The 17818-nt window shown below is 73.6% G+C and carries 12 protein-coding genes; 10 read left to right on the top strand and 2 right to left on the bottom strand.

Annotated features, from left to right (window positions below):
• The first annotated feature begins 252 nt into the window (after positions 1 to 252).
• From miaA to hflX, 6 genes are all read left to right on the top strand, one after another.
• A complete protein-coding gene (gene miaA / locus ACFCY7_RS21005) occupies positions 253 to 1191 on the top strand; it encodes a tRNA (adenosine(37)-N6)-dimethylallyltransferase MiaA (RefSeq protein ID WP_376487267.1) in 939 nt (312 codons plus the stop codon).
• A 108-nt stretch (positions 1192 to 1299) separates the two neighbouring features.
• A complete protein-coding gene (locus ACFCY7_RS21000; RefSeq protein ID WP_376487271.1) occupies positions 1300 to 1812 on the top strand; it encodes a hypothetical protein in 513 nt (170 codons plus the stop codon).
• 273 nt (positions 1813 to 2085) lie between these two features.
• Positions 2086 to 2994, top strand: a complete 909-nt coding sequence (gene dapF / locus ACFCY7_RS20995; protein WP_376487266.1) for a diaminopimelate epimerase — start codon at positions 2086 to 2088, stop codon at positions 2992 to 2994.
• A gap of 140 nt (positions 2995 to 3134) precedes the next feature.
• A complete protein-coding gene (locus ACFCY7_RS20990; RefSeq protein WP_376487265.1) occupies positions 3135 to 5372 on the top strand; it encodes a RelA/SpoT family protein in 2238 nt (745 codons plus the stop codon).
• A 126-nt stretch (positions 5373 to 5498) separates the two neighbouring features.
• Positions 5499 to 6989, top strand: coding sequence for a M1 family metallopeptidase (locus tag ACFCY7_RS20985; RefSeq protein ID WP_376487262.1), 1491 nt, complete (start codon positions 5499 to 5501; stop codon positions 6987 to 6989).
• A gap of 122 nt (positions 6990 to 7111) precedes the next feature.
• The gene (hflX, locus tag ACFCY7_RS20980; protein ID WP_376487259.1) at positions 7112 to 8605 is read left to right on the top strand and encodes a GTPase HflX; all 1494 of its coding nucleotides are present in this window, start codon (positions 7112 to 7114) and stop codon (positions 8603 to 8605) included.
• An 87-nt stretch (positions 8606 to 8692) separates the two neighbouring features.
• Here hflX and ACFCY7_RS20975 read toward each other — a convergent pair whose 3' ends face one another.
• Both ACFCY7_RS20975 and ACFCY7_RS20970 read right to left on the bottom strand, forming a co-directional pair.
• On the bottom strand, positions 8693 to 9859 hold the full coding sequence (locus ACFCY7_RS20975; RefSeq protein WP_376487256.1) for a trypsin-like serine peptidase: 1167 nt from the start codon (positions 9857 to 9859) through the stop codon (positions 8693 to 8695).
• A gap of 126 nt (positions 9860 to 9985) precedes the next feature.
• The gene (locus ACFCY7_RS20970) at positions 9986 to 11161 is read right to left on the bottom strand and encodes a trypsin-like serine peptidase (protein ID WP_376487254.1); all 1176 of its coding nucleotides are present in this window, start codon (positions 11159 to 11161) and stop codon (positions 9986 to 9988) included.
• A gap of 327 nt (positions 11162 to 11488) precedes the next feature.
• Here ACFCY7_RS20970 and ACFCY7_RS20965 point away from each other — a divergent pair, with 327 nt between their 5' ends.
• The 4 genes from ACFCY7_RS20965 to ACFCY7_RS20950 all read left to right on the top strand — a co-directional run bounded on the left by ACFCY7_RS20965 (position 11489) and on the right by ACFCY7_RS20950 (position 17789).
• A complete protein-coding gene (locus ACFCY7_RS20965) occupies positions 11489 to 12931 on the top strand; it encodes a diaminobutyrate--2-oxoglutarate transaminase family protein (protein ID WP_376487250.1) in 1443 nt (480 codons plus the stop codon).
• Positions 12932 to 12967: 36 nt separating this feature from the next.
• A complete protein-coding gene (locus tag ACFCY7_RS20960; protein WP_376487247.1) occupies positions 12968 to 15010 on the top strand; it encodes an IucA/IucC family protein in 2043 nt (680 codons plus the stop codon).
• Between the two features lie 162 nt (positions 15011 to 15172).
• Positions 15173 to 15829 carry a GNAT family N-acetyltransferase gene (locus tag ACFCY7_RS20955; RefSeq protein ID WP_376487245.1) on the top strand — a complete coding sequence of 219 codons (657 nt, stop codon included), beginning with the start codon at positions 15173 to 15175 and terminating at the stop codon, positions 15827 to 15829.
• A gap of 67 nt (positions 15830 to 15896) precedes the next feature.
• The gene (locus ACFCY7_RS20950; protein ID WP_376487242.1) at positions 15897 to 17789 is read left to right on the top strand and encodes an IucA/IucC family protein; all 1893 of its coding nucleotides are present in this window, start codon (positions 15897 to 15899) and stop codon (positions 17787 to 17789) included.
• Positions 17790 to 17818 lie beyond the last annotated feature (29 nt).

Here is a 17818-nt window from a genome sequence, read left to right as displayed (position 1 = left end):
CGGTGTCCGTGTCCGCGGCCCCGTCCGGCACCGGTGCGACCGTCCCGGTCTCCTCCGGCGAGGCCTCGACCACATCTTGCTTCTTCCGGCGAAACATTGCCAAAAGGCCCATATTCACTCCATAGCGTACTCGGGTGGGAGGGGCTCCGAGGTGACCGGCGGCCGGAACCACGCAACAGGCAACGAAGCCCGGAGCAGGCCCGTCACGTAGCTCGTTCGGGGACGGGCCGCGAGGTTTGCGAGACTGTGGCGGTGAGAAGCGCAGCTCCCGCCCCGCGGGTCATCGCCGTCGTCGGTCCGACAGCGGCCGGAAAGTCCGATCTGGGTGTCTTCCTGGCCCAGCAGCTCGGTGGCGAGGTCGTCAACGCCGACTCGATGCAGCTGTACCGGGGGATGGACATCGGCACCGCCAAACTGACGCCCGAGGAACGCGGCGGCGTCCCGCACCACCTCCTCGACATCTGGGACGTCACCGAGGCCGCCAGCGTCGCCGAGTACCAGCGGCTCGCCCGTGCCGAGATCGACCGGCTGCTCGCCGCCGGCCGCACCCCGGTCCTCGTCGGCGGCTCGGGACTGTACGTACGCGGAGCCGTCGACGCCCTGGAGTTCCCCGGCACCGACCCCGCCGTACGGGCCCGCCTGGAGGCCGAACTCGACGAGAGCGGCTCCGGCGTCCTGCACGCCCGGCTCGCCGCCGCCGACCCCGACGCGGCCCGCGCGATCCTGCCCAGCAACGGCCGCCGCATCGTCCGGGCCCTGGAGGTGATCGAGATCACCGGCAAGCCCTTCACCGCCAACCTCCCCGGCCCCGACTCGGTCTACGACACCGTCCAGATCGGCGTCGACGTGGCCCGTCCCGAGCTGGACGAGCGGATCGCCACCCGCGTCGACCGCATGTGGCAGGACGGCCTCGTCGACGAGGTGCGCGCCCTGGAGGCGCGGGGGCTGCGCGAGGGCCGCACGGCCGCCCGCGCCCTCGGATACCAGCAGGTCCTCGCGGCGCTCGCGGGGGAGTGCACCGAGGACGAGGCCAGGGCCGAGACCGTCCGCGCGACGAAGCGCTTCGCCCGCCGGCAGGACTCCTGGTTCCGCCGCGACCCGCGGGTCCACTGGCTCAGCGGGGCCGCCGATCACCGCGGGGAACTCCCGCGGGAGGCGCTGTCGTTGGTCGAACGAGCGGTTACAGCCTGATCACGTGATGGCATCGGGACGCCCTGCCCGTCATTCCGGCGGTCAGGAGCGTGCCATCATCGAGCATCGATCGACCAAGTGGAGTCCGAGTGGGGAGGGCGCGTGGCGATGGAGGCCGGCCCTCGCGACAGAGAACAGCACGACGCGGCCCTGGACGACCCGACGGCGGACGTCGCGGGTGACGCGCCGGGCCACCCGACGGACGACGCTCCGATCGGCGCTTCGGGGCTGACCCCCGACGGTCCCGACGACGCGGTGGGCAGCTCCGTCGAGGTGGACGCCGACGAGGTCGAGGTCGAACTCCGCCCCCAGCGGCGGCTGCGGATCTGGCAGATCGCCCCGATCGTCGCCCTGGCCGCCCTCGGTTCGCTGATGTTCGCCTTCCCGCTCGCCTTCGGGTCGGGCGACGGCGGTGCCGTCGTCGCCATGCTCGGACTGCTCATCAGCTCCTGCGCGGCGGGCTGGGGCATGATGGCCGCCCGCAAGGTCGGCTACACCTGGCCGGGCCTCCCGCAGCGCGGCTCCGGCGAGCGCCCCGACTGGCGCCTCCTCGCCCTGTCGGTCACGACCAGCGCGGCCCTCGTCGCCCTCGCCGTCTGGCGCGTCGCCCGCCTCCGCTGACCCGGACCACTGATCGCCTGCCTCCGCTGACCCGGACCGCCGATCGCCCGGGCCGCCGAGCCGGGCCGCCGAGCGCGCGGGCCGCTGAAGCGAGTCGCCGACCGCGCCGGGTGCTGGCGTCGAGCCGCTGACCGTTCGGACCGCCGATCGCGCCGACCACAGACCGCGCCGACCGCCGACCGCGCCCTCGGCCGGGCCGGACGGCGCACGGCCGCCGGACCGCCCCGTGGACGCCCGGGCGGTCCCGCGGACCCGACCCGTACAGTTGATCTCGTGACCAGCACGCAGACCCCGCAGCCCCCCGCCCTCAGGTACCTGAAGGGCCACGGCACCGAGAACGACTTCGTGATCGTCCCCGACGCGGAGAACGTCGTCGACCTGCCCCCCGCGGCCGTCGCGCGGCTCTGCGACCGCCGGGCCGGCATCGGCGCGGACGGCGTGCTGCACGTCGTGCGCAGCGCCGCCCATCCCGAGGCACGGCACCTGGCCGACGAGGCCGAGTGGTTCATGGACTACCGGAACGCCGACGGCTCGGTCGCCGAGATGTGCGGCAACGGGGTCCGGGTCTTCGCCCGCTACCTGGAGCACGCCGGCCACGTCACCGCCGGCGAGGTGGCCGTCGCCACCCGCGGCGGGATCAAGCGGGTGCACCTGGACAAGGACGGCTCCGTGACCGTCTCGATGGGGCGCGCGACGCTGCCCGAGGACGGGGTCACCGTCACCGTCGACGGCCGCAGCTGGCCCGCGCGGAACGTGAACATGGGCAACCCGCACGCGGTCGCCTTCGTCGAGGACCTCGACCACGCGGGCAACCTCTACGCCGAGCCGCCGTACGAGCCGGCCGCCGTCTACCCGGACGGGGTGAACATCGAGTTCGTCGTCGACCGCGGCCCCCGCCACGTCGCCATGCGGGTCCACGAGCGCGGCGCCGCCGAGACCCGCTCCTGCGGCACCGGCGCGTGCGCCGTCGCCGTCGCCACCGCCCGCCGGGACGGCGCCGACCCCGCCGCGACCGGCACCCCCGTCACGTACACCGTCGACGTGCTCGGCGGGACCCTGGTCATCACGGAGCACCCCGACGGCGGCGTCGACATGACCGGGCCCGCAGTGATCGTCGCCGAGGGCACCCTCGACCCGGCGTGGTGGGCCGCGCCGGGTGGAATCGAAACTGTCAACGACTGATTTGTCGCTCGAATGGGTGATCCGATTCACGCTGGGCGAGAGCGTGACTGCGCCGCGTGGTGGGGTCGGTAGCATCAAGCACCGGCCCCCAGGGCACGCCTGGCCCGCCCACCGCCGGTCCACGTCGCCGGAGGTGCCCCATGAGCGCAGAGGCCACCAACCCCGTGAGCGCGGCGGACGCCGCCGTCACCGACACGACCGTCCGCAGACGCGGACGGGCCCGGATCGACCTGCGCAGGCTCGGCCGGGCCGCCCTGCTCGGCGCCACCGCGGGGCCGGCTCCCCGTGACCGGCTGCCCGACGCCATCAGCCATGTGGCGGAGGCGCACCGGGCCCACCACCCCGACGCCGACCTCTCGGTGCTGCGCCGGGCGTACGTCCTCGCGGAGTCCTCGCACCGCGGCCAGTTCCGCAAGAGCGGCGAGCCGTACATCACCCATCCCCTCGCGGTGACGCTGATCCTCGCCGAGCTGGGCGCGGAGACCACCACCCTGACGGCCTCGCTCCTCCACGACACCGTCGAGGACACCGACGTGACGCTGGACCAGGTGAGCGGGGAGTTCGGCGACGAGGTCGCCTACCTCGTCGACGGCGTCACCAAGGTGGAGAAGATCGACTACGGCGCCGCCGCCGAACCCGAGACCTTCCGCAAGATGCTCGTCGCCACCGGCAACGACGTCCGGGTCATGTCGATCAAACTCGCCGACCGGCTCCACAACATGCGCACCCTCGGCGTGATGCGGCCCGAGAAGCAGGCCAGGATCGCCAAGGTCACCCGGGACGTCCTCATCCCGCTGGCCGAGCGGCTCGGCGTCCAGGCCCTCAAGACGGAGCTGGAGGACCTCGTCTTCTCCATCCTCCACCCCGAGGAGTACGAGACCACCCGCGCGCTCGTCGCCGGCAACCCGCAGGCCGGCGACGCCCTCGGCGCCGTCGCCGAGCAGGTCTCCGCCGTCCTGCGCGAGGCGGGCGTCGGCGCGGAAGTCCTCGTCCGTCCGCGTCACTTCGTCTCCGTGCACCGGGTCCGCCTCAAGCGCGGCGAACTGCGGGGCTGCGACTTCGGGCGGCTGCTCGTCCTCGTCGCCGAGGACGCCGACTGCTACGCGGTCCTCGGCGAGCTCCACACCTGCTTCACCCCGGTGATCTCCGAGTTCAAGGACTTCATCGCGGCCCCCAAGTTCAACCTGTACCAGTCCCTGCACACGGCCGTCGCCGCCCCCGACGGCGCCGTGGCCGAGGTCCTGATCCGGACCCACCGGATGCACAAGGTCGCGGAGGCCGGGGTCGTCGCCCTCGGCAATCCGCACGTCGGCCAGGAGGCGGCCGAGCAGCCGGACCAGGTCGACCGGCAGAACGCCACCGCACAGCAGGCCGCGGCCGGCTCCCAGCCGAGGCACGCCCCGGCCCGGCCCGACGCCACCGCCTCCCGGGCCGACGACGGCGAGCGCGTCGACCCCACCCGCCCCGGCTGGCTCTCCCGGCTCCTCGACTGGCAGCAGGCCGCGCCCGACCCGGACACCTTCTGGTCCTCGCTCCGCGCGGACCTCGCCGAGGACGACGAGATCACCGTCTTCCGCGCCGACGGCGGCACCCTGAAGCTCCCCGCCGGGGCCAGCTGCGTCGACGCCGCCTACGCGCAGCACGGCGAAGCCGCCCACGGCTGCCTCGGCGCCCGCGTCAACGGCCGCCTCGCGCCGCTCGGCACCGTGCTCGGCGACGGGGACACCGTCCAGCCGCTGCTCGCCCAGGACACCGTGTCCGGGCCGTCGCCCGAGTGGCTCGACCACGCCCGCACCCCGGCCGCGCGGATCGCGATCGCCGGCTGGCTCGCGGCCCACCCCGAGACCGCCGCGCCCCCGGCCGAGACCGACCCGCGGCCGCAGGTCAGCGTCACCGCCGCCCGCCGTACCGGCGCCGAACTCCACGCCGACCTGGGGGGCGAACCGGCGGCCGTCCGCCCGGCCGGCTGCTGCACCCCCGTACCCCCCGACGAGATCACCGGCTTCCGGGTCCGCGGCGGATCGGTCACCGCCCACCGGGCGCGCTGCGCGGCCGTCGACACCATGCGGGGGCTGGGCCGCGAACCCGTCGCCGTCCGCTGGGGCGACACCGCCCAGGGCCGCGTCACCCTCGTCGCCGAGTCCTTCGGCCGGCCCGGGCTGCTCGCCGACCTCACCGACGCCATCGCCACCGCCGGCGCCGCCGTGGTCTCCGCGACCGTCGAGCCGCCCAGCGAGCAGCGGGTCCGCCACACGTACACCCTCGACCTCCCCGACGCGGCCGGGCTCCCCGCCCTCATGCGGGCGATGCGGGACGTGCCGGGGGTGTACGACGTGAGCCGCGCCCGCCGGGGGACGTCCGAGTCGCGCCGGGCCTGACGGGTACGTCGTCCGCCGCGGCCGCGCGAGGCCGTGAGCCCTTCGGGTGGCGGGCGAGCGCGCCGCCCGGGGGAGCGGCGGATCCCCTGGTAGCCGTAAGGCAGTCGTCCGGAAAGGCCCTGGTCCATGCCGCTCGTCCGAACCCCCCTGCCCCGTGCGCGGTGGCTCCGCTCCGCCGTCCTGGTCGCCGCCTCCGCCGGGCTCGTCGCCGCCGCGCTGCCCGCGCCGCCGCCGCTCGGCATCGGCGACCCGCTCTTCCCGCACCTCGGCAACCCCGGCTACGACGTCCTCGCGTACCACCTCGACGTCACCTACCCCGGGGTGAACACCAAGCCGCTCGCAGCGGTGACCAGGATCGACGCGCTCGCCACCGACGACCTGGAGCGGCTCAACCTCGACTTCACCCACGGCACGGTCTCCGCCGTCACCGTCGACGGCCTGCCCGCCGCGTTCGCGAGCAGCGGTGAGGACCTGGTCGTCACCCCCGCCGTCGCCGTCGACGCCGGCGAGGCGATCGAGATCACCGTCACCCACACCAGCGACCCGACGGGGCCCGCCGACACCGGCGGCTGGGTCCGCACCGGCGACGGCCTCGCCATGGCCAACCAGGCCGACGCCGCCCACCGGGTCTTCCCGTCCAACGACCACCCGGCGGACAAGGCGTACTTCACCTTCCGGGTCACCGCCCCCAGCGACCTGACCGTCGTCGCCAACGGGCTGCCCGAAGGGCGCGCCGACCACGGCTCCACCACCACCTGGACGTACCGCACCCGCCACCCCATGGCCACGGAACTCGCCCAGATCTCCATCGGCCGCTCCACCGTCGTGCACCGCGACGGGCCCCGCGGACTGCCCGTCCGGGACGTCGTGAACACCGCGGACCGGCAGCTGATGGAGCCCTGGCTCCGCCGGACCCCGGGGCACCTGGAATGGATGGAACGGCAGGTCGGCGCGTACCCCTTCGAGACGTACGGCGTGCTCGTCGCCGACGCCGACACGGGCTTCGAGCTGGAGACCCAGACCCTCTCGCTCTTCGAGCGCGGCCTCTTCACGGACCCCCGCTACCCCGAGTGGTACGTCGACTCGGTCATGGTCCACGAGCTGGCCCACCAGTGGTTCGGCGACAGCGTCTCCCCCCGGACCTGGTCCGACCTGTGGCTCAACGAGGGGCACGCCAGCTGGTACGAGGCCCTCTACGCCGAGGACACCGCCGGCAAGTCCCTGGAGCGGCGCATGAAGGCGGCCTACGCGGCCTCCGACGAGTGGCGCGCCGACGGCGGCCCGCCCGCCGCACCGGAGCCCCCCTCGCCCGGCCACAAGATCAGCCTCTTCCGGCCCGTCGTCTACGACGGCAGCGCCCTCGTCCTCTACGCGCTCCGCCAGGAGATCGGCACCGACGCCTTCCGCCGCCTGGAGCGCCGCTGGGTCGCCGACCACCGGGACGGCACCGCCACCACCGCCGACTTCACCGCCCTCGCCGGCGAGATCGCCGGCCGGGACCTCACCGCCTTCTTCCGGGGCTGGCTGTACGCCGCGAAGACCCCGGCGATGCCCGGACACCCGGACTGGCGCAGCCGCCCGGCCGACGCCGCAAGGACCGCCCCGAAACCCGGGTGACGGCCCCGGCCGGGCCGTGCCACCATCTTCAGGTCGGCGGCGCGGCCGGCCCGGGAATCTTCCGGCGCCCCCACGCGTTGCCACGGACACAGACCCATCGCTTCATTCGACGTAAGGATCCAATGACCTCCTCTTCTTCCCCTTCCCAGGACGAGCAGAGCTTCGCGGAGACGAGCCGTACCGAGAGCCTTCGGGCCGATGCCCTGATGGAAGAGGACGTCGCCTGGAGCCACGAGATCGACGGAGCGCGGGACGGCGACCAGCTCGACCGCTCCGAGCGCGCGGCCCTGCGCCGTGTCGCCGGCCTCTCCACCGAGCTCGAGGACGTCACCGAGGTCGAGTACCGCCAGCTGCGCCTGGAGCGCGTCGTGCTGGTCGGTGTGTGGACCTCGGGGACGGTGCAGGACGCGGAGAACTCCCTCGCGGAACTCGCCGCCCTCGCCGAGACGGCGGGCGCCCTCGTGCTCGACGGCGTCATCCAGCGCCGCGACAAGCCGGACCCGGCCACCTTCATCGGCTCGGGCAAGGCGCGCGAACTGCGCGACATCGTCATCGAGACCGGTGCCGACACCGTCGTCTGCGACGGCGAGCTCAGCCCCGGCCAGCTCATCGCCCTCGAAGACGTCGTCAAGGTGAAGGTGGTCGACCGGACCGCCCTCATCCTCGACATCTTCGCCCAGCACGCCAAGTCCCGAGAGGGCAAGGCCCAGGTCGCGCTCGCGCAGATGCAGTACATGCTGCCGCGACTGCGCGGCTGGGGCCAGTCGCTCTCCCGGCAGATGGGTGGCGGCGGCGGTGGCGGCATGGCCACCCGCGGTCCCGGTGAGACCAAGATCGAGACCGACCGGCGCCGCATCCGCGAGAAGATGGCGAAGATGCGCCGGGAGATCGCGGAGATGAAGACCGGCCGCGACATCAAGCGGCAGGAGCGCCGCCGCAACAAGGTGCCGTCGGTCGCCATCGCCGGATACACCAACGCCGGCAAGTCCTCCCTGCTCAACCGGCTCACCGGTGCGGGCGTGCTGGTGGAGAACGCCCTGTTCGCCACCCTCGACCCGACCGTGCGCCGGGCCGAGACGCCCACCGGCCGGGTCTACACCCTGGCCGACACGGTCGGCTTCGTCCGGCACCTGCCGCACCACCTCGTCGAGGCGTTCCGCTCCACCATGGAGGAGGTCGCCGAGTCCGACCTCATCCTGCACGTGGTGGACGGCTCGCACCCGGCGCCGGAGGAGCAGCTGGCCGCCGTGCGCGAGGTCTTCCGGGACGTCGGCGCGATGGACGTGCCGGAGATCGTCATCATCAACAAGGCGGACGCGGCCGACCCGCTGGTGCTCCAGCGGCTGCTGCGGAGGGAGAAGCACTCCCTCGTCGTCTCGGCCCGTTCGGGCCAGGGCATCGAGGAGCTGCTCGCGCTCATCGACGCCGAACTGCCGCGCCCGCAGGTCGGGCTCGAGGTCCTCGTGCCGTACACGCAGGGCGGCCTCGTCTCCCGCGTGCACGCCGAGGGCGAGGTGGAGTCCGAGGAGCACACCGCGGAGGGCACCCTGCTCAAGGCCCGGGTGCACGAGGAACTGGCGGCGCTGCTCGCGCCGTTCGTCCCCGCCGCGCACTGACCCGCCGCAGCACCACGCAGAGGGCGCTGTCCCCCTCCCCGTCAAGGGAGGGGGACAGCGCCCTCGGTCATGGTGCCGTCGGTCGGGTCAGCGGGCGAACTTCTTGCTGACCATCTCGTGGGCCGCCTTGGCGCCCTTGCCCAGCTGGGGGCCGGCGAGCCAGCCGTTGCCGCCGGCCGGGCCGATCGACGTGTTCGACACGAGCGCCGTCTTGCCGTTCGGCAGCACGCGGAACCAGCCGCCGCCCGAGGAACCGCCGGTCATCGTGCAGCCGATCCGGTACATCGTCGGCGTGGCCGGGGCCGTGGTGAGCCGCGTCGCCCGGTCCAGGCACTTGTGCATGATCATGCCGTTGTACGGCGGAGCCGCCGGGTAGCCCCAGGCGCCCACCGTCCCGGACGCCGCGGGCGTCGGGGCCGAGAAGTCGACGGGCAGCGCCGCCCCGACGGTCTCCTCCAGGGACTTGCCGCCCCGCTCGGGCTGCACGTGCAGCACGGCGTAGTCGTACGGCCAGGCCTGGTTCGTGCCGCCGCGCTGGAGCCACTCGCCCGAGGTCACGGCCCAGTCGGCCCAGTACTGGCCGTACGGGTACACCTCGTGCGGCTGCGCGTTGGCGAGCGCCGCGGGCGACTTGCCCAGGTCGTTGAAGGCCGGGACGAAGGTGATGTTGCGGTACCAGCCGCCCTTCTGGCCCGCGTGGACGCAGTGGCCGGCCGTCCAGACCAGGTTCGACTTCCCGGGTCGGCGCGGGTCCTTCACGATCGTGCCGGAGCAGACCATGGAGCCCTGGGGCGAGTCGAAGAAGATCTTTCCGACCGGGGCCGCGTTGCGGTGGTACGGCGTCTTCTCGCGCTGCGCCTTGACGGGCCGCGGGGTCGGGTCGCTGCCGCTGGTGCCGGCCTGGGCGGTGATCGTCGGGTCCGGGCTCTTCGCCGACTGCATGCGGGCCGGGTCCCAGAGGCCCTCGATCACCGGGTTGACGAAGTCCTCGGCCTCACGGAGCCAGGTCTCCTGGTCCCAGTTCTTCCACTCGCCGTTCTTCCACTTGTCCAGGTCGACGCCGTGCTTCTTGAGCTTGTCGGCGAGGTCCTGGGCCAGGTCGGCGCCGGCGTCGCCGCCGGCCGGTGCGGAGCTGCTCGCCCCGGCGGCCGGCTTGTCGGACGCCGGGGTCTCGGTGGGGCCGCAGGCCGTGGCGGTCAGCGCGAGCGCGGTGACCAGGCCGAGGGCGGCGGGTAGGACTCGTATGGAACGCATGGATGGATTCCCCGTTGGTTTCGCCATGTCGATGTTGCCATGGACGTGTCATGTGCGGTGCACAGTATGCCGGTCGGACCGGACAGGGAGGAGGCGGGACCCGCGGGCCCCGCCTCCGCGCCGCGCCTAGTGGCCGGCGTACTTCTTGCTGACCTCGTCGAAGACGGCCTTGGCCTCGGGTCCGAAGCGCGGACCAGCCAGCCAGCCCGCCGTCGACGGGCCGATCGAGGTGTTCGACACCAGCGCCGGCTTGCCGTCGGCGCCCTGGGCGACCCAGCCGCCGCCGGACGAACCGCCGGTCATCGAGCAGCCGATCCGGTACATCGTCGGCTGCTCCGCCTTCAGCGACAGCCGGCCCGGCTTGTCCTGGCACTGGAACATCTTCTGGCCGTCGAACGGCGGCGCCGCCGGGTACCCGGTCGCCGTCAGGCTCTTGATCTTCGGCACCGCCGGCGCGTTGAACTCGACCGGAAGCGCCGAACCGACCGTCTCCTCGAGCGACTTGCCCGAGGCGCCCTTCTCCGGGGTCACCCGGATCACCGCGAAGTCGTACGGAGCGCCCGCACCGCCCGTGGACGCGCCCTGGGAGATCCACTGGTCGGACGTCTTGACCCAGTCCGCCCACCACACGCCGTACGGCGCGATCTGCTCCCGCGTCGCCTTCTCCAGGTCCGACGTCGGCAGCGCGGAGTCGTTGTACGAGGGCACGAAGGCGATGTTGCGGTACCAGCCGCCCTGCTTGCCCTTGTGCACGCAGTGCCCGGCCGTCCAGACCATGTTGGACTTGCCCGGGTGCGCCGGGTCCTTCACGACCGTGGCCGAGCAGACCATCGAGCCCTCGGGGCCGTCGAAGAAGACCTTCCCGGACTCGGGTGCGTTGGCGTGGTACTTGGCGTCCACGGCCCTCGCCCGGACCGGGACCGGCGTCGGGTCGGTGACACCCTTGTCACCCGAGATGTCCTCCTCCTCGACCGGCTTGTCGGGGCGCTCGGCCTCGCGCATCCGGTCCGGGTCCCAGAGGTCCTCGATGATCGGGTTGACGAAGTCCTTGGCCTCACGGAGCCACTTGTCGCGGTCCCAGTTCTTCCACTCGCCGTTCCGCCACTTGTCGACGTCGATCCCGTGCTCCTTCAGACGCTCCTTCAGGTCCTCCGGAATCTTGATCTTGTCGGCCGGGTTCAGGCTCGCGGGCGCGCTGGGCTTGTCTCCCGCGTTCTCCTCGCTCGGCCCGCAGGCCGTAGCGGTGAGCGTCAGCGCCGCGACGGCGGAAGCCGCCATCAGCAGCGGGCGAATCGATCGCATCTCGTGATCCCCCTGGGACTACGTCAACTTGTCCTACGTGTGCGTGGTGAAGGGCGGCCGTGCCCTCCCGGGCTCGACCGACGCCCCCACTATGCCGGTGCCGGAGGGGACGGTACGCGCCACGTGATCGGTTCCGGGCATCGCTCGGCCGTTGCCGTGCCGTGATCCGGGACACGCCAAGAACTTGCCCCCGGCCCGTGATCCCGGGCAGTTCCCGTCGTTGGTACGTACGGGGGACACAACGGTGGCGTTCAGGAAGGCCCTTGCGGGCGACTCGACGCCGCCCCGATGTGCAACGCAACTGTTACCGCGGGAGGACACCGAGCCGTGGCCGTGACCGAATCAGCTCCGGCCGTACCACCGGCCGCCCGGGCTCACACCCCGACGGACCAAGGGGGCGGGTACGAAGGCATCCTGGGCCGCCAGACCCAGCGCGAGTCCGCCGCGCGCACCTACGCGCGCTCCCTGCCGATCGTCCCGGTGCGGGCCAGGGGACTGACCATCGAGGGCGCCGACGGCCGCCGTTACCTGGACTGCCTCTCCGGCGCGGGAACGCTCGCCCTCGGCCACAACCACCCCGTGGTCCTCGAAGCCATCAAGAAGGTCCTCGACTCGGGCGCACCGCTCCACGTCCTCGACCTCGCCACCCCCGTGAAGGACGCCTTCACCTCCGAGCTGTTCGCCACCCTGCCGGGCGAACTCGCCGCCGACGCCCGCATCCAGTTCTGCGGACCGGCCGGCACGGACGCCGTCGAGGCGGCCCTCAAACTCGTCCGCACCGCCACCGGCCGCCGCGGCCTCCTCGCCTTCACCGGCGCCTACCACGGCATGACGGCCGGTGCCCTCTCCGCCTCCGGCGGCGCGGACGACGTCCGGGTGACCCGGCTGCCCTACCCCCAGCGCTACCGCTGCCCCTTCGGCGTCGGCGGCGACCGCGGCGCCGAACTCTCCGCCCAGTGGACCGAGAGCCTCCTCGACGACCCCAAGAGCGGCGTCACCGCCCCCGCCGGAATGATCGTCGAGGCCGTCCAGGGCGAGGGCGGCGTCATCCCCGCCCCCGACGACTGGATGCGCCGGATGCGCCGGATCACCGCCGACCGCTCCATCCCCCTCGTCGTCGACGAGGTCCAGACCGGCGTCGGCCGCACCGGCGCCTTCTGGGCCGTCGAGCACAGCGGCGTCGTGCCCGACGTCATGGTCCTCTCCAAGGCCATCGGCGGCTCCCTCCCCCTCGCCGTCATCGTCTACAGGTCCGAGCTCGACGCCTGGGAACCCGGCGCCCACGCGGGCACCTTCCGCGGCAACCAGCTCGCCATGGCCGCGGGCACCGCCACCCTCGCGTACGTCCGCGAGAACGGACTCGCCGAGCGGGCCGGCATCCTCGGCGCCCGCATCCTCGGCCGACTCCAGGGCCTCGCCGCCGCCCACCCCTGCGTCGGCGACGTCCGCGGCCGGGGCTTGATGATCGGCGTCGAACTCGTCGATCCCGAGGCGGCGGGACCGGACGACAGCGTCCCGCCCGCCGCCCCCGCGCTGGCCCGCGCCGTCCAGCAGGAGTGCCTCGCCCGCGGCCTCATCGTCGAACTCGGCGGCCGCCACTCCGCGGTGGTCCGGCTCCTGCCCCCGCTCACCCTCACCGACGAGCAGGCCACCGCCGTCCTCGACCGCTTCGCCGACGCCCTGGCCGCGGCCGAACGGGCCCACACCCCCCACTCACCCGCCTCCCGCCGGGCCACGGCCCCCCGGACCGCCCCCGGACCGTCCCACTGACCCGGACCGCCCCCGGCCCCACCCCAAGGAAGCCCCGTGAACCCCACGCCCACCTCCCCGGCTCCCGAGACCGACGCGCCCCTCTCCCTCAAGGACCTCACCTCCCCGGCCCTCCCGGCCCCCGCCCTCCAGACCACCACCCTCCCGGCCTCCGCTCTCCCGGCCACCACCCTCCAGGCCTCCGGCCTCCCGGCCACCACCCTCCCGACCACCGGTCTCCCGGCCCCTGCCCTGCCGGCCACCGGTCTCCCGGCCCCTGCCCTGCCGGCCACCGGCCGCGGTCCCGCCGACGAGCCCACCGTCCCGCGCCAGCACACCGGCCCGTACGACCCCAGGACGCCGCACCCGGCCGTCAGCGCGGACCCCCTGGACGACCCCGATCCCGCTCGCGCCGCCGACACGGCCGCCGTCGAGAACCTCCTCCGCTGCTGGGTCCGGGAGAAGAACCTCCCCGCCCCCGCCGCCGCGACCCTGCGCATCCCCCTCGACGCCAGCGGCACCGCCCTCCTCGTCCCCGTCCGCTACTGGTCGCCCACCGGCTGGCACCGCTTCGGCGCCCCCACCCTCGAAGGGCTCCCGGCCTCGGCGCCGACCGCCGACGCCGTCACCGTCGCCGCCCTGCTGAGCAGGGAGTCCGGCCGCCCCGAGGGCACCGAACTGGTCGGCCGCGTCGCCGACTCCGTACGCCGCACCGCGGACTTCCTCACCGAGCGCCGCCACCGGCCCCGGCCCCACCCGGACGCCGACCTCTTCCTCGCGGCCGAGCAGTCCCTGCTGCTCGGCCACCCGCTCCACCCCACCCCCAAGAGCCGCGAAGGGCTCTCCGAGGCCGAGGCCCGGCTCTACTCGCCGGAACTGCAGGGCGCCTTCCCGCTCCACTGGATGGCCGTCGACTCCTCCCTCCTGGCCTCCGACTCGGCCTGGACCGAACAGGGCCGGCCCGTCACCGCCGAGCAGCTCGCCGTCGCCCTCGCCGAGGGGATCGCCGTGCCCGCCGGCACCGCGCCCCTGCCCCTGCACCCCTGGCAGGCCCGCGAGCTCCTGCACCGCCCCGACGTCCGCGCCCTCCTCGACGCCGGCCTCCTGCACGACCTCGGCCTCCACGGCAGCCCCTGGCACCCCACCTCCTCCGTCCGAACCGTGCACCGCCCCGGCGCCCGGGCCATGCTCAAGCTCTCCCTCGGCCTGCGCATCACCAACTCCCGCCGCGAGAACCTCCGCAAGGAGCTCCACCGCGGCGTCGAGGTCCACCGGCTGCTCCGCACCGGCCTCGTCGACGAGTGGCAGGCGGTCCACCCGGGCTTCGACATCGTCCGCGACCCGGCCTGGCTCGCCGTCGACGCCCCGGACGGAACCCCCGTGACCGGACTCGACGTCATGATCCGCCACAACCCCTTCGGCCCCAGTGACGACGCCGTCTGCATCGCCTCGCTCACCGCCCCCCGTCCCTGGCCCGGGAGCACCGCCATGCGCTCCCGGCTCGCCGACATCGTCGGCCGGCTCTCCGCCCGCACCGGCCGCCCCCTCACCGCCGTCGCCGCCGAGTGGTTCCTCCGCTACCTCGACCAGGTCGTCCGCCCCGTCCTCTGGCTCGACGGACACGCCGGCATCGCCCTGGAAGCCCACCAGCAGAACACCCTGGTCCTGCTCGACCCGGACGGCTGGCCGGTCGGCGGCCGCTACCGGGACAACCAGGGCTACTACTTCCGCGAGTCCCACCGCGCCGAGCTGGAGAGCCGCCTCCCCGGCATCGGCGCCCGCAGCGACACCTTCGTCTCCGACCAGGTCACCGACGAACGCTTCGCCTACTACCTCGGCATCAACAACGTCCTCGGCCTGATCGGCGCCTTCGGCTCCCAGCACCTCGCCGACGAGCGCGTCCTGCTCGCCGCCTTCCGCAGCTTCCTCGCCTCCGCCACCGGCCTGGGCTCACCCCTGCCGCACCGGCTCCTGGAGGCAGCCACCCTGCGCAGCAAGGCCAACCTCCTCACCCGTCTGCACGGCCTGGACGAACTCGTCGGCCCGGTCGACACCCAGTCCGTCTACGTCACCGTCACCAACCCCCTCCGTACCGACTGAACACACCCCACCCCCAGCCAGGACCCGCACGCGGAACGCGCCCGCCCCACCCGCACGCGGACTTGCCGCACCCCCCCCCGCACGCAGGACGCCCACGCGGGACCCGTACGCACCATCGGAGCGCCCACGCCCCGATCACACCGCCGAGAGGAGAGCGACAACGTGTCACCCATCCACCCACCGGTCGGCCCGCCCGGGGACGACACCCTCGACCTGAGGGTCGACGACCTCGTCGCCCTCCTCGACGGCGACCTGCTGGACTCCGTCGCCGACTGGGCCGCGACCACGACCCCGGTCGGCACCTTCAAGCTCGTCCCCGTGCGACTCGAACGGGACCTGCCGCTTCTGGCGCGATGGATGAACGACCCCGCCGTCGCCGCCTTCTGGGAACTCGCCGGCCCCGAGTCGGTGACCGCCGAGCACCTCCGCGCCCAGCTCGAGGGCGACGGCCGGAGCGTCCCCTGCCTCGGCGTGCTCGACGGCACCCCCATGAGCTACTTCGAGCTCTACCGCGCCGATCTCGACCCGCTCGCCCGGTACTACCCGGCGCGGCCCCACGACACCGGTATCCATCTCCTGATCGGAGGAGTCACCGACCGGGGCCAGGGCGTCGGCACGACGCTCCTGCGCGCCGTCGCCGATCTCGTCCTCGACCACCGTCCCCGCTGCACCCGAGTCGTCGCCGAACCGGACATCCGCAACACCCCCTCCGTCTCCGCCTTCCTCAGCGGCGGCTTCCGCTACGCGGCGGAAGTCGACCTCCCCGACAAACAAGCGGCGCTCATGATCCGTGACCGCGCGCTCCGTCACGTTCTGTGAACAACCCTCTGTCTTTCATACACCGCTCGGCCCACAGCGGTTCCCACTCCTAGGAGTCCTCGTGTCGATGTCCCCTGCACCCCACGACTCCGCTCAGCCCACGCCGCCCGCCACGGACGCAACGGACGCAACGCCTGCCCCGGATGCAACCCCCGCCACGGAGGCACCGGCCGCCACGGAGGCACCGGCGCCGGCCCCCGAGCTGCTCGCGCCCCCCGAGCTGACCGCGGCCGCCTGGACCCGGGCCTCCTCCCGGCTGCTCGCCAAGGCCCTGGCGGAGTTCGCCTACGAGGAGATCCTGGAACCCGTGCCCGAGGAAGGCGGAGCCCCCGACGGCCACGCGCTCCGCCTCGACGACGGCAGCACGCTCACCTTCCGCGCCCGCCGCGGCGCCTACGGCAGCTGGCGGATCGCCGGCGACTCGATCACCCACGACGGCCGGCCCATGACCGACCCCCTCGACTTCCTGGTCCGCGCCCGCCGCCTCCTCCGGCTCGACGGCGCCACCCTCGGACACCTCATCCGCGAGCTCTCCGCCACCCTCGCCGCCGACACCCGGCTCGACCACACGGCCCTCACCGCGGCCCGGCTCGCCGACCTCCCGTACGCCGAGCTCGAAGGCCATCAGACAGGCCACCCCTGGCTCGTCCTCAACAAGGGCCGCATCGGCTTCTCCGCCACCGACGCCGCCCGCTGGGCCCCCGAGGCCCGGCGGGCCACCCGGCTGCCGTGGATCGCCGTCAGCAACCGCCTCGCGGCCTACCGGGGCGTGCCCGGCCTCGACACCCCCGACCGCCTCTACGCCCAGGAGCTCGACCCCGAGGTCCACGCCGCCTTCCGCGCCGAACTGACCGCCCGCGGCCTCGAACCCGACGGCTACCTCCTGCTGCCCGTCCACCCCTGGCAGTGGGACGAGGTCCTGCTCCCGCTCTACGCCCCGGCCGTCGCCGCCGGGACCGTCGTCCCGCTCTCCGCTGACGCCGACCTCCGGCTGCCGCAGCAGTCCGTCCGTACCTTCCTCAACACCAGCCGCCCCGACCGGCACACGGTCAAGCTCCCGCTGTCGGTGCTCAACACCCTCGTCTGGCGCGGCCTGCCCACCGAGCGGACCCTGGCCGCGCCTGCCGTGACCGCCTGGGTCCAGGGCCTGCGCGCGGCCGACCCGTTCCTGCGGGACGAGTGCGGGGTGATCCTCCTCGGCGAGGTCGCCTCCGTCACCGTCGAGCACCCGCTCTACGACCGGCTCCCCGAAGTGCCGTACCAGTACAAGGAACTCCTCGGTGCGATCTGGCGCGAGCCGCTGCGGCTGCCCCCGGGGGAGCGCGCCCGCACCCTCGCCTCGCTGCTCCACACGGACCCGGAGGGGCGGGCGTTCGTCGCCGAACTCGTCGAGCGCTCCGGCCTCGACCCCGCGGTCTGGCTCCGGCACCTGTTCGGTGCGCTGCTCCCGCCGCTGCTGCACTTCCTCTACCGCTACGGCACGGTCTTCTCCCCGCACGGCGAGAACGCGATCGTCGTCTACGACGGAGACGACGTCCCCGTACGCCTGGCGATCAAGGACTTCGTCGACGACGTGAACATCAGTGCCCAGCCCCTCCCCGAGCACGGGTCGATGCCGGACGACGTCCGCGCCGTCCTCCTCACCGAGGAGCCCGACTTCCTCGTCCAGTTCATCCATTCGGGGCTCTTCGTCGGCGTCTTCCGCTATCTGGCGCCACTGTGCGAGGAACAACTCGGAGTGCCCGAAGCGGACTTCTGGTCCCTCGTCCGCGCGGAGATCCTCCGCCACCAGGCACGCTTCCCCGAGCTGAAGGAACGGTTCGAGCTCTTCGACCTCCTCACCCCGCGCATCGAGCGGCTCTGCCTCAACCGCAACCGTCTGCACCTGGACGGCTACCGCGACCGGCCCGAACGCCCCCACGCGGCCGTCCACGGGACCGTCCCCAACCCGCTCGCGTGACGTCCGCGCGTGATCGACGTGATCGAGCT

It is taken from the genome of Streptomyces sp. NPDC056361 (assembly GCF_042262805.1).
Lineage (GTDB): Bacteria > Actinomycetota > Actinomycetes > Streptomycetales > Streptomycetaceae > Streptomyces.
The sequence above is the reverse complement of the archived record's forward strand: the minus strand, read 5'-3'. Positions and strand labels throughout refer to the sequence as shown.